Source organism: Chryseobacterium sp. YR221 (assembly GCF_900176315.1).
Classification (GTDB): Bacteria; Bacteroidota; Bacteroidia; order Flavobacteriales; family Weeksellaceae; genus Chryseobacterium; species Chryseobacterium rhizosphaerae.
This window is the reverse complement of record NZ_FWXM01000004.1, coordinates 337,056-350,404: the sequence shown is the minus strand read 5'-3', so window position 1 is coordinate 350,404 and position 13,349 is coordinate 337,056. Positions and strand designations below refer to the sequence as shown.

Below are 13,349 nucleotides of genomic sequence, written 5' to 3'. Positions count from 1 at the left end.
AAATTCTTTTTCTTTGCAAAAGTAAAAAACAAATTTACAATAATGATATTCATATACCGACTAGTACTAAAAATATATTCCGTCTATCATACTTTTCTTAATAAGGCAAGTTTGGAGGCGGCTCAATATCGTGGTATGAAAGTAGGAAAAAATTTCAATATGCCGGACAAAATTTATTTTGGAACGGAACCTTATCTTATTGAAATTGGAGATGATGTTAATATTGCCGCTGGGGTAAGATTTGTTAATCACGGCGGAACAACTACTTTATTGAGAAAGCTTCCCGGATATGAGGATGCAAGAATTTTCGGAAGGATAAAAATCGGAAATAATTGTACCATTGGGATCAACTGTGTGATTACGCAGGATGTACAAATTGGAAACAACTGTATATTGGGAGCTAATTCTGTATTGTCTCAATCTATGCCCGACAATTCTGTTTTTGTAGGAAATCCAGCACAGTTTCTTTGTACAATTGAGGATTATGGCGATATTGTTTTAAAGAACAATCCGGAATACCCTCGGGAACTTGAGAAGGACCGTAAAAAACTGGATGAATATATTAAGGCTAATTTACCTTATAAATTTAAAAAGGCCCGAAGAATCAGATAAACACTCTATACCAAAACACATTTATTAAACCATTGATGAACAACACACCTCAAAAGAAAAAAATCCTAATCAGAATCGGTTCTCTTCGCCATGGTGGAGCAGAAAAGGTTTTGGTCAATTTTCTTAAAAATCTCCCTGAAGATAAATATGAAGTAGACTTACTGATTAATCTCTACACCGGAATGTATATTAAGGAGGTTCCGTCATGGGTAAATCTATACTACCTTTTGAAAGGGGAAATGATCACTACTAACAAACCTCATGAGATTCCTGTAAAAGCTTTCAGGGTACTGTATCAAAAAATGTTTTTATGGTTCCCGTCACTACTCTACAAATTTATTTTAAAGGATAAAAAATACGATATAGAAATAGCTGCTATCCATGGCATGTACAGAGAGCTGCTATCCAGCCCGCAAAAAGATTCAAAAAAAATCATCTGGATCCAGAATGACATCTTTAATCTGAAAGAATACACTCCGGATGTAATCAGACAGCTTTTCAAATTCGACAGAATATTGGTAATCTCCAATAAACTGAAAGAAGAAATGCAGAAACTTGCCCAAAATGAAAGGGAACAGCAGGCTGTTATCAAAATCTTTAATCCTATTGATAAAGGAGATACTTTAAAAAAAGCAGACCTTCCTATTGACGATTTTCCATTTTCAAAGAATCTTCCCACTTTTGTCACTATAGGGACCGTATATCCACAGAAAGGCTATGACAGGCTTCTGGATGTACACAAAAAACTTATTGATGAAGGGCTAAAACATCAGATCATCATTATTGGTGACGGATTTGATTTTGAGAATATTCAGTCAAAACTTAACCATCTTGAACTTCAGGAAACAGTAAAAATGCTGGGATTCAGAAATAATCCTTATCCTTATTTGAAACAATCAGATTTTTATGTCATGTCATCAAGGCATGAAGGATTTCCTACGATTATTGCGGAAGCCCTTATCCTTAATAAACCTGTAGTTTCTACGGATGTATCCGGAATCAAGGATCTTCTGCAGGAGGGAAAACTGGGTATCATTACTCCCAATTCGGAAGAAGGAATCTATGAAGGAATGAAAAAATTCCTCCTGAATAAGGAGCTTGCCAGCCAGTATGAAAAGGAAATTGCAGCAGCAGACCTTCCATTTGTGCTTCAGAAATCGGTAGCGCATCTTCAGGAAATTATTGATGAAGTATAAAATATTTTGTTATGCCAGACTACACAGCAATACAGAAAGATTTTTACAGGGAAAGCGGCAAATGGCTTTCTACTTTTGAAATTTTGAAAAAATGTATCAATCCTAATCTCCATTATATTTATCTATTTAGAAAAGCTCAGAAAAGTAATAAAAAAGCTATTTCCGGACTATTCTGGAGAATTGTTTTGAGGCATTTTCAAATAAAATACGGCTTCCAGATCTACCCTGAAACTGAAATCGGGGAAGGATTATATCTGGGGCATTTCGGGGCACTGGTTATCAATCCTAAAACCAAAATTGGAAAAAACTGCAATATAGCACAGGGGGTAACCATTGGGCAGCAAAACCGTGGTAAGAACGAAGGTTTTCCAGTGATTGGTGATGAAGTATGGATTGGACCCAATGCAGTGATTGTCGGGAGTATCAACATTGGAAACAATGTATTGATCGCCCCGAACTCATACGTCAATTTTGACGTGCCTGACGATTCTATGGTCATGGGAAACCCTGGAAAGATTTACCCTACCACAGAAGCGACAAACGGTTATATCAACAATAAAGTTTAATTGGTCACCCCATTCTTTTTGTTAATAAGATACGCTACCAAAAGATTGGGAAGCCAGCATAGCCAGGCTACAGCAATGTAGGAATTGTCCGGATCCTGTGTGATACTCTTTAAAATGGGAAACCAGAGTCTTAATGTTACTGCAGCAAAGGTACAGGCATAGCTGTATACCATGAATTGTTGATGCTTTACTATGTTACCTTTGGTTATATACACTACTGCTGCCAAAGTTGTGATCAACCAGATAATTCCCAGGCAAACAAATCCGACACATGACACAATTCCTCCGTTAGCATACACTCCCATATAAATTGCAGAAACGGAACTTATCAGCACTGAGCCTACGTAGAGTTTTCCAATGACTCTGTGCATCTTCATATATTTATTTCTGAACTGGCTTCCAAACTGACGCCAGCCAATGAAGAGGGAAATTCCCCCAAAAATAATATGCGCGAAAAATGCAATTTTCCAGATTGAGTTTTGAAGCACCTCCAATGATTTGGAACCCAGAAAAGTGTTTTTGTGTTCAACAAAAACATAAATTAAAGGATAAGCACCAATAAGCAATGCAAAAATAGATAGGATAACAAATAAGAATCTCTTCATAACAGTTGATTAAATTTTCTGTAAAAATGAGGATAAAGAAAGGCTCAACTGTTCCAAAATGAAAGATGAAACAAATATTATATCACTTATTATGTGACACTTACTCTTCTAATGTAAGATTTTGACTTTTTAGAAACTCTCTTGGAGAACAATTCATATATTTTTTAAAATTCCTGTTAAATGAGGTTTTGGAATTGAACCCGCTTTCAAAAGCCAGTGATAAAATCGTGTACTTTTGGTTTTCAGGAAGCATGGCTATTCTTTTAAACTCCTCAATCCGCTGTCGGTTGATATAGTCATAAAAATTTTTATTTTCCAATGAATTAATTGTCTGGGATAATAGGTTGGGATGAACATCCAACAGCTGCGCCACATGATTCAGATTCAGATCCGGATCTTTATACAGCTTTTCGTGTTTCATCTTATATACCAGTTTTTCATAAATAGCCTGTATAACATTATCTCCCGGAGAGTTTTTCTGATACTTTGCCACATTATGATCAGCTTCTTTTTCACCGGTAACATCAACGGCAATCGGTAGATCCAAAATACCCACACGACTGATACCGAAATAAGCTGCAACCAGAATAAACAAAACAACCATGGAAAAAATAAGAATATCATTCCTTATGATAACTGCAATCCATATGAATGCAATCCCCGTAATCAGATAATAGGACCAATTCAGGTTAATTTTTTCAGTATTAGAGTATTGATCGGAAATTTCTTTTTTGTATTTCCTGACTGCAAGAAGACTTAATCCCACATATAAAATTCCGGATAAAATCATTAAAAATTTGATAATATCACTCAACACTTCATATCCCTTACCCTTATTCTGATAAACCGTCATCCTATCCTGTGGAGGCAGCATTAGAAATTGAAGTAAAATCATATAAATCATCAAAACAGGTACCCAATGCAATAGCCACATCTTTTTCCCCGTACTTCTGCCTGTAAGGCTCAGAATATACAGATACAACATCGGACCATGCATGAAAGGAAAAGGAATTTCAAATCCGATGAGATAAGGAAATTTTAAATAACCTCCCGAGCGGAACAACACAAAGAAAACAAGATGTATTCCTATAATCAGAAACCAGAAGGCCAAAAGAAAATCTACAGTTTTCTTTTTCTGCTTTCCCAATATTAGAAAAGATGAAAAACAGGCAATAACAATTCCTGCCCAATAAAATATGCCCAGATCGAAATCCTCCATTGAAACTATAAGGTTAAAATCAGGACCTTAATTTATTCATTTTTCCACAGTAAATGATTATTTATTTTGAATATACTGATCCACAGTTCTTATGAGCAACAGAAAATTTTAAAAATATTTTAATCTACATTTCTCAAATTCTAATTTATACTTTGTAATTTTATCTTAGTTATTTAAACGTTTGAATTATAATAGTGCCAACACTTACTGTAAGACAAAGTATACCGGTTTATTAGACATGATTTTAAGCATATTTTAATATTAAACTTTGTTAAAACTGGTCAATTCTTCTGCAAAAAGTATATTTTTGTATGATTATTGATTTAGTCTATTGATTTTGGAAATAATTTAAACGAAATAAATAATTATAAACTTTTAAAAATTTAAAATTATGTCACAATCGTACAAAGTTATTTTTGAAAACAACAAAAAATGGGTAGAATCCAAAGTATCAGAAGATCCACACTTCTTCGAAGAGCTAGCAAAAACTCAGCATCCTGATTATTTGTATATCGGATGTTCAGACAGTAGAGCCACAGCGGAAGAACTGATGGGTGCAAAACCGGGCGAAGTTTTTGTTCACAGAAATATTGCCAATGTTGTCAACACTTTAGATATGAGCTCCACAGCAGTAATCCAATATGCTGTAGAACATCTTAAAGTAAAGCACATTATAGTATGTGGACATTACAACTGCGGTGGTGTAAAAGCAGCGATGACTCCTCAGGATTTGGGATTATTAAATCCATGGCTGAGAAACATTCGTGATGTTTACAGATTGCATCAAGCTGAACTTGATTCTATTGAAGATGAAGACAAGCGTTATGACAGACTTGTTGAACTTAATGTTCAGGAGCAGTGCATCAACGTTGTCAAAATGGCTTGTGTACAGGAAAGATATATCTTAGAAGAGTATCCTGTAGTGCACGGCTGGGTATTTGACCTTAGAACGGGTAAGATCATTGATTTGGAGATTGATTTTGAGAAAATCTTAAAAGACATCCAGAAAATCTATAACCTTACGAGTTCAGACTGGGTCATGAGCAGAAAAACAAAGTAGTTTTTCTAAAAAGAATGTGAAATGAAGTTCTGGAGTATTATTGTATTAACGTTTTTTCTAAATTTTACAGCGCTGCCAAGCATAGCTGCGGTTGCAGGCTGGGATATTTTGAGAACCAATATAATAGTGAACGAAGAAGAACCGCATTCTCACCCGTCTTCTTTTATTGTTTATGAAAAAGCTATTCCGAAAACTTTAAATGTATTCGATTATCTGAAGTTTTCGGAACCTGATTTTCAGGGAATGTCTTTTGTACTGGTAGATGATTCTTTTCATCTATCCCCTTTCCTTAGTATATTTTCTCCTCCTCCGGAAGCTTAACTCCATAGTTAGATTTTTTTGATACCTATTCTCTATCAACTTTTTGATATTGAATACACACGTACTTTAAAAATTAAAAATTTTTCAACTTTTATAACAGACTTATTTAAAGACAAATAAGCCGGTTATTTCTCACAGCTTCACATCATGAAAAAGACATCATTAATAGGAGGAATTAAGGAGAATATTCCTTCAGGACTCGTGGTATTTTTAGTGGCACTCCCACTATGTTTAGGAATTGCGTTAGCTTCAGGTGCTCCCCCATTATCCGGTATTATTTCCGGTATTGTAGGTGGCCTGGTGGTAGGATTCCTTAGTAATTCAAATATTTCAGTCTCCGGACCTGCTGCAGGTTTAACGGCTATAGTGTTAACAGCCATAACAGATCTTGGTGCATTTGAACTCTTCCTTTGTGCGGGGATCATTGCAGGACTGATTCAATTAATTCTGGGATTTGTAAGGGCCGGAAGTATTTCCAACTATTTCCCGAATAACGTTATCGAAGGAATGCTTGCCGCCATAGGAATCATTATTATTTTGAAACAGATTCCACATGCCTTAGGATTCGATAAAGATTATGAAGGACATGAATCTATTTTTGACAATGGCTTAAACTTCGGATATTTTACTGAATTATTGGGAGCCATCCAACCCGGAGCCATCATTGTTACTTTAGTTTCTGTTGCCATTCTTATCGCATGGGATAAAATTCACGTACTGAAAAGGATGAAAATGCTTCCAGGAGCATTGGTTGCAGTAATTGCAAGTATTATTCTAAATCAACTATTTAAGATGGCAGGAAGTTCTTTGGCTATTGAAACTCAACATTTGGTTTCTTTACCGGTTCCTCAGTCTTTGGAAGATTTTAAAAACCTGATTGTCACTCCTGATTTTAATGGTTTTACCAATCCAAAAGTATGGATCGTAGGAGCTACTATTGCTATTGTTGCATCTATTGAAACCTTACTTTGTATTGAAGCATCAGATAGATTAGACAGACAGCGAAGAATTACGGATACTAATCTTGAGCTTAAAGCACAGGGAATAGGGAATCTGATCAGTTCATTTATTGGTGGTCTTCCTATGACGTCTGTTGTGGTAAGAAGTTCTGCCAATGCAAATGCAGGGGCAACTTCTAAAATATCAGCTATTATCCATGGACTTTTCTTACTGATCTGTGTACTTTCTATACCTGTCATTCTTAATCTAATTCCATTAGCTACTTTGGCTGCGGTATTAATTTTAGTAGGGTATAAACTGGCAAAACCAGCTACATTTAAACATTTCTGGCATTTAGGAAAATTCCAGTTTATTCCATTTGTAGCCACTGTTGCAGCTGTTGTAGCAACAGATCTATTAAAAGGAGTAGGAATTGGTCTTGCTATCTCTATCTTCTATATCCTTCAGGGAAATATGAAAAGAGCTTATTATCTAAGCCGTGAAAAGCTGGATGATGCCGATGGGATCAACATCAAATTAGCTGAGGAAGTTTCATTTTTAAATAAGGCAGCTATCAAAAAAACACTTAAAAATATTAAACCCAATTCTACGGTAACCATTGATGCAAGAAGTACTTCGTACATTGCTACTGATGTACTGGAAATGATTCAGGACTTTGCCAATATCCGTGCAAAGGAACAGGATATCATGGTAGAACTTTTAGGCTTCAAAACTTCATACAGAGATTATGAAAGAAGTGAAGATTCCCATATTCTGGTTACCCATAAAAGAGCAATGTAGTCTCATTACTCATCAACTTTTTTAAATTTAAATTCAAAAAACAATTACATACTATATGAAAGCACATACATACGAAACCCAATCGACGATTACTCCTGAAAAAGCATTAGATTTTTTAAAGGAAGGAAACCAAAGGTTCGTAAACAATCTTAAAGCTAACAGAGATCTGCTTGAGCAGGTTAATGCTACACGTGAAGGACAATGGCCTTTTGCTGTAGTTTTAAGCTGCATAGACAGCCGTACTTCTGCAGAGCTTATCTTTGATCAGGGATTAGGAGATGTTTTCAGCATCAGAATTGCCGGTAATTTTGTTAACCAGGATATTCTGGGGTCCATGGAGTTTGGCTGTAATGTAGCCGGCTCTAAACTTATCGTAGTATTAGGTCATACTAAATGCGGTGCCTTAAAAGGAGGTCTTGATGCAGCACAGATTGAAGGTCTGGGAATGGATAACCTCAACCATCTTATCAACCATTTTGACCCTATCATTAATCAAATCATTGAGGAAAACGAAGAGCGTTCATCAAAAAACAGCTCACTTTTGGAGAGACTTAATCAGCAAAATGTAAGAAGCGCGATCGAAGATATCCGTAAGCAAAGTTCAACCCTTCGAAACCTTGAGAATGAGGGTAAGATTAAAATCGTGGGTGCAAACTATAACGTTGAAACAGGATCTGTAACCTGGTTATAGAAGATTAATATCCTTATAGAAGTAGGCAGATCTTACCTCACTAGCAACTATAATAAAAGGCCATCGAGTTTCGATGGCCTTTTCATTTTATGTATGCTCCTCAATACAGAACCTTATTTCCCGTTGAATGCAGACATGGTATTATTCAATCCTGCAAAAACAAAGGAAAGGCTTGCCTTAGAAAACGTTTCAATCCTTTCGGGAAGTTTCTCTGCTTCTTCTCCACTCCATGTACCCAATACATAATCTACCTGACGTCCGGCAGAAAAATCGGCAGAAATTCCAAAACGGAGTCTTGTGTAGTTTTGTGTCTGTAGTACTTCATTAATATTTTTAAGTCCATTATGTCCGGCATCAGAACCTTTTCCTTTCATCCTCAACGTACCGAAAGGAAGCGCAAGGTCATCCGTTATAATCAGGACATTCTCTAGAGGGATATTTTCTTTCTGCATCCAGTATCTTACAGCGTTTCCTGAAAGATTCATATAAGTATCCGGTTTCAGTACAAAAACCTTTCGGCCTTTGTGTTTACCTTCAGCCATCCACCCAAAATTGGCCGTGTTGAAAGAAACATCAAGTGTCTCAGCAATCTTTTCGGCTACTTTAAATCCTATATTATGACGTGTATTTTCGTACTCTGAGCCTTTATTTCCCAGCCCAACTATTAAATATTTCATCAGAAATTTTTTGCAAAATTAAGAGATAAAAAATAAAAAACTCAACCTTTGGAAGGTTGAGTTTATATATTATTAAAAATAATGTTATTGCGGTTTGTAAATATAGTTTACTCCATATCCTTTTGTCATATAAGTCTGTGGATCATAAACGTAATTTGTACTCTTTACAATCGGGTTAGGGATAGGTGGAGTAAGATCTGTAAACGACCATCTCTTAGGATTGTTCGGAGACAATATAAGACTTTCTTTATCATTAAGATCTGTATTTAAAAGTCTTGAAATCTTGTATGCCAATGGTAATAATGTGAAAGGACTGATCTCATTATCATAAGCATAATATTCATAGCTATATTTTGTAGTAACAGCTCCCATTACTCCTCCGGCCATAGGACCGTAATGTCTTATTACTTTGGAAACATTGTCTCCAGAATAGGTATAAGCTGTTTTTGAGAAGTTATCATAAGCAAATGGCGTTCCTGTTATATCCGGACCTGTTCTCATAATGATAGAATCCAGTTTTGCAGTCGCAGCACTATACTTCACGCCATAAAGCGATTTTGTTTTTCTGAGAAGTGTCTGTGGTCCCGGAGTAGTAGCCGGTGGAACAGGTGGAGGTCTTCTGAATATAGAACGGTTTTCAGAAATCATTTCCAATCTTCCGGTATTTCCATAAGTAAGCAGTCTGGTAAAAGAAACACTATCCTTATCCAGTTTTCCGTTTCCGTCAAGATCCAGGAATCCGTTAAAGACAATCTGGCTGATCTTATCTCCACTATACATTACATTAGTGATGGATGCACTATCTGTGATTACTGTATTCACAAGAAGTCCACCATAATGATATTCTGCTAATGTATCTTTATCTGTAATTTCTTTATATAATGCTCGGGGACCATTTAACCCTCCTGTATTATTCAGATCTATTAGTGGATTTCCTTCTTCATCCACTAAATTTTTGCAGGAATACACTGAAGAAAATCCTGCTATTAATAAAATAAAATAGAAAAGTTGTTTCATTTCCTGGTAATTGATTATTTTTTGACAAATATAATTTTTTTTTGCATAAAAATTATATTATTATTTATATTCCAATAAGATTAATAATTGAATTCTTTTACAAATTTTTATAACTATAGGTCAGTTTTTGATTTTTCTCAATCACCGGATATCCCTGATCATAGGTATAACTTTGTATCGTATTAACTCCAGGAGCCGGCGCTGGCATCTGAATATACGTTGACGTAGGGTTGTTTGGAGACATTCTGTAGAAATTGATCGGATTCATCAGACCTCTCATGATAAAAAACACTTTTGGAAGTGTAGAGAAAGGGCTTTTCTGAGAATCGTAATTTTGAAAACTATAGACCGTTTGAACAGCTGTAGTCATGTCGGGAACACCATTGATATTCAGGATTCCTTTAGAACTCGTCACCTTAAAAATATTATCTCCGGCATATACAAAAACGTTTTCTACGAATACATTGTAGGCAGATATCCCCCCTGCTTTTCTTTTTTCAAGAATCTTGGTAAGTTTTCCTGCTACATCATATGTAAAAGCATAATCACTGATGTATGATGTTCCGGCCAATGAACCTGTTGCCACACATGAAGCATTATAAATCTGTCCATTAATATCCGGAGTTACATTAAACTCATAAGACAAACTTCCTGGAGTCTGGCTTGCAAAATTAATTTTAGTGATTTTTTTATTGGTATTGTAGGTTAACGTACTTGTATAATTGGCGTTAGAATTATCATCTTTAAAAACAGCTTGATTTAAAACTCCGGCCGCTGTAATATATTCTTCCTGAGAAACATTATCCATACTGATCTTTTCCAGGATCTTTTTAGGGACAGCTCCTTCATCAGGATTTGGGATTGATTCTGTAGGGTCAGATGTTGTATTGCATGATGCTAATACTCCTAAAAGGGCAACTCCTGTAAATATTTTAAGAAAGTAATTTTTTATCATAGAAAAATTAGTTTTAATAACGCCAAATATAATTCAATTTTCGATAACAGCATACACTCTATTCGAACAAATTCACAATAAATGGACTTAAAAACAAAAAAAATCTAAAAACATAACGTTTTTAGATTCTTAATTATTATATTTTCATGAAAATTAATAAGGCTGTAGTACCGACGTTGTCAAAACGGACTGTGCCATATCATTATTCAGTACTGCAGTATCCACGGCTCTTCCTATTCCCAGTACCGGTATTGGTGTACCACTTAGCGTACGTTTAATACAGGCCACTTTTACCACATATTTGTTTTTGGGAGTAAGATTAGAAAGAGTGGCATTCAGATTAAAAATTTTATAAGCTCCTGCGCCTCCCAGCAATACATCTGTTCTTACAGCTCTCAGTCTGTCATCTACAAAAATCCCACACGCAAAACTTGCCGAGCCTTTTGCTGTTTTCTGAACAGTAGTTTGAAATGAGAATGTTACTTTATTGTTTCCATTGGTTACGGAGAAATTATCTAATGCCGTTGGCAGTACGGTCCAATCTCCGGCTAAAGGATCACCTTCGTTATAAGGAACAGCTGACCCGCTGGAGCTAAAAGAAACCCCTGTCTGATCTGCTACGGTATTGATAGAAAATACAGACATACTTCCCTGCCCATCAGCAATTTTAATGGCTTTCCAGTCATTGGTTGCCATCGTTGAGTTGTTATGAAAGATATCTCCACTCGTTCCTGCAGAACCTTTTAAAAGATCCGTACCTCCTGTTCTTAATTCTTTTCTGACATTTAAATCTCCATTCACATCAAGTTTATTTGTAGGATTTGGTGTATCGATGCCCACTTGTGCATTCATCCATACAGCCGCCAGTAAAAGAGATTTTATAAAAAATATTTTTTTCATGATTTGATTTAGTTTATAATCGGGTTAAACACCTCAGGAACCTCATATACATCTACTTTCAGAGAAGACTGTGCAATAAAGCTGTTGATATTAGATGCTGCATTGATTCCGATAGTAAGCGTTTTACCTGATGCACTCCCATAAGATGCCAGTCTTGCACATCCTACACTTACTGTATGAGTTCCTTTTGTAAGGTTTTCAACAATTCCGATCTGGGTATGGGTAAGGAAAGGCTGTAGAGAACCAATAGCTTTCAGATTTCTCTGTCTCAGATTCACTAATTTATCATCCACAAAGATTCCACAAGCGTAGTCTATGGAAGTATCGGTAGCCCCATTTGCATCAAAATTAGCCTGTACTACCGTTTCAAATTGAAAATAAGCTTTGCTGACTGTACTGTAGACATTGATATCCTGTGAAAGCCCTGCAATTTTCTTGAAGTTACTCAAAGTACCATATTGCGTACCTTTATTAAAAACACTGCCTCTGGAAGTTGTTATATTAGACTGTTCATTATAACTAAACCTGATTCCCAGTTTATCGGAAAATGAATTATTAAAAATCAGATAAAATTTGTTCGGTTCATATTCAGGAATACGAAGGGTTTTCCAGATTGGAGGATATCCTTCACCCTGTGATACAAGTAACTGGTCATTATTTCCCTGAGATAAAGAATTATCAGAAGAGTCATACACCGCAATTTTATCTCTTAAATTAAGGTCTCCATTTACATCAAGTTTTGCTTTTGGAGAGTCTGTATTAATTCCCACCTGAGCAGACAGTAATAATCCTGCCGGAAGAAGTAAAGTCAATATTATTTTTTTCATCAATTGTTAGTTTTTATAGCTTACAAATTCAATCACATCCATTTTCATCGTAGACTCCAGTGTAAATGCATTAGATACTCCATTGGAATCCTGTACATTTCGTCCTATCGTAAATTGTGATGAAGTACTGGAAGCATCAATTTTTCTGCATGCAATTTCAATTTTATGAGCACCTACAGGTACATTTTGCTCAGTATAATTAAGGGTGAAAATATAGTCCTGGATACCTCCTTTTTCAGAATTATTATTAGATTCTATTCTGTCAGGACGGACAGCTACAAGCTTTCCATTTCTGAATACCCCACACGTAAATCTCACATCATTGATCACAGTAGCTGTTGGCGATTTCATTTCAACTCCTGTCTGGAACTGATAGGTTAATCTGTTTCTACCATTTTTTATGGTAAAATTATTTTCAAGACCTGAAATCTTTACCCATTTACCTTTAGTACCATCAGTGATATTGTCTCCTACACTATTTTTAAAAATATTATCTCCTGCAACACCATTGGTAAGGGTGGTGATACCCACCTGATCTGACGACAAATACGAATTGATCAATTTGTATTGTCCCTCTTCCATAAAGGAAACATTCAACGACTTCCAAACAGGAGATTTACCCTCTCCCTGAGAAACTAAAATCTGCCCGTTCAATCCGGCATCACCTGCCTGAGTGGAGCTTCCTCCTACTCTAAGTTCTCTTCTTAAAGTAGTTTTTCCATTCACATCGAGAGTTGACTTTGGTTTAGGTGTCCCGATTCCCACCTGTGCGTTGGCATAGAATGAAAGAAATCCAGCAACGAAATAAATAGTTTTTTTCATAATTAAGGACTGCAAAGGTACAAATTAAGAACTACAAAAACCTCCACCATACATACCTAACACCATAGAAATAAACACATTACACCATAGAATTATTCGCACATAAAAGTAGAATTATTACTACACAAGCATACTTTATCT

General features: G+C 35.8%; 15 protein-coding genes. 7 read left to right on the top strand and 8 right to left on the bottom strand.

Features of this window, described 5'->3' with window-relative positions; translation table 11 throughout:
• Positions 1–135 precede the first annotated feature (135 nt).
• The 3 genes from B8967_RS13980 to B8967_RS13970 are packed head-to-tail and all read left to right on the top strand — an operon-like array spanning position 136 to position 2,374.
• Positions 136–612, top strand: coding sequence for an acyltransferase (locus tag B8967_RS13980; protein WP_228406191.1), 477 nt, complete (start codon positions 136–138; stop codon positions 610–612).
• A gap of 35 nt (positions 613–647) precedes the next feature.
• Positions 648–1,808, top strand: coding sequence for a glycosyltransferase (locus tag B8967_RS13975; RefSeq protein WP_047484903.1), 1,161 nt, complete (start codon positions 648–650; stop codon positions 1,806–1,808).
• Positions 1,809–1,819: 11 nt separating this feature from the next.
• Entirely contained in the window at positions 1,820–2,374 is a 555-nt protein-coding gene (locus B8967_RS13970) for a serine acetyltransferase (RefSeq protein WP_084086503.1), read from the top strand.
• Here the strand turns inward: B8967_RS13970 and B8967_RS13965 are convergent.
• Complete coding sequence (locus B8967_RS13965) at positions 2,371–2,979, bottom strand: DUF2306 domain-containing protein (RefSeq protein ID WP_084086502.1); 609 nt, start codon at positions 2,977–2,979, stop codon at positions 2,371–2,373. The genes B8967_RS13970 and B8967_RS13965 overlap by 4 nt on opposite strands.
• A 100-nt stretch (positions 2,980–3,079) precedes the next feature.
• A complete protein-coding gene (locus B8967_RS13960) occupies positions 3,080–4,198 on the bottom strand; it encodes a helix-turn-helix domain-containing protein (RefSeq protein WP_084086501.1) in 1,119 nt (372 codons plus the stop codon).
• Between the two features lie 391 nt (positions 4,199–4,589).
• Between B8967_RS13960 and B8967_RS13955 the strand changes: the two genes are divergently transcribed.
• The 4 genes from B8967_RS13955 (at position 4,590) to B8967_RS13940 (ending at position 8,010) form a co-directional block, all read left to right on the top strand.
• The gene (locus B8967_RS13955; protein ID WP_084086500.1) at positions 4,590–5,258 is read left to right on the top strand and encodes a carbonic anhydrase; all 669 of its coding nucleotides are present in this window, start codon (positions 4,590–4,592) and stop codon (positions 5,256–5,258) included.
• A 21-nt stretch (positions 5,259–5,279) separates the two neighbouring features.
• Complete coding sequence (locus B8967_RS13950; protein WP_047484894.1) at positions 5,280–5,579, top strand: hypothetical protein; 300 nt, start codon at positions 5,280–5,282, stop codon at positions 5,577–5,579.
• 147 nt (positions 5,580–5,726) lie between these two features.
• On the top strand, positions 5,727–7,319 hold the full coding sequence (locus tag B8967_RS13945; protein WP_084086499.1) for a SulP family inorganic anion transporter: 1,593 nt from the start codon (positions 5,727–5,729) through the stop codon (positions 7,317–7,319).
• A gap of 55 nt (positions 7,320–7,374) precedes the next feature.
• Positions 7,375–8,010, top strand: coding sequence for a carbonic anhydrase family protein (locus B8967_RS13940; protein WP_047484891.1), 636 nt, complete (start codon positions 7,375–7,377; stop codon positions 8,008–8,010).
• Positions 8,011–8,123: 113 nt separating this feature from the next.
• Here the strand turns inward: B8967_RS13940 and pth are convergent, their stop codons facing one another.
• From pth to B8967_RS13910, 6 genes are all read right to left on the bottom strand, one after another.
• Complete coding sequence (gene pth / locus B8967_RS13935) at positions 8,124–8,687, bottom strand: aminoacyl-tRNA hydrolase (RefSeq protein WP_047484889.1); 564 nt, start codon at positions 8,685–8,687, stop codon at positions 8,124–8,126.
• Positions 8,688–8,771: 84 nt separating this feature from the next.
• Complete coding sequence (locus B8967_RS13930; RefSeq protein ID WP_084086498.1) at positions 8,772–9,704, bottom strand: hypothetical protein; 933 nt, start codon at positions 9,702–9,704, stop codon at positions 8,772–8,774.
• A 97-nt stretch (positions 9,705–9,801) separates the two neighbouring features.
• Entirely contained in the window at positions 9,802–10,659 is an 858-nt protein-coding gene (locus tag B8967_RS13925; RefSeq protein ID WP_047484886.1) for a hypothetical protein, read from the bottom strand.
• Between the two features lie 153 nt (positions 10,660–10,812).
• On the bottom strand, positions 10,813–11,559 hold the full coding sequence (locus B8967_RS13920) for a hypothetical protein (RefSeq protein WP_084086497.1): 747 nt from the start codon (positions 11,557–11,559) through the stop codon (positions 10,813–10,815).
• Between the two features lie 8 nt (positions 11,560–11,567).
• The gene (locus B8967_RS13915) at positions 11,568–12,386 is read right to left on the bottom strand and encodes a hypothetical protein (RefSeq protein ID WP_084086496.1); all 819 of its coding nucleotides are present in this window, start codon (positions 12,384–12,386) and stop codon (positions 11,568–11,570) included.
• 6 nt (positions 12,387–12,392) lie between these two features.
• Positions 12,393–13,208: a hypothetical protein gene (locus tag B8967_RS13910; protein ID WP_084086495.1), complete on the bottom strand. Its 816-nt coding sequence runs from the start codon at positions 13,206–13,208 to the stop codon at positions 12,393–12,395.
• Between the last annotated feature and the right edge of the window lie 141 nt (positions 13,209–13,349).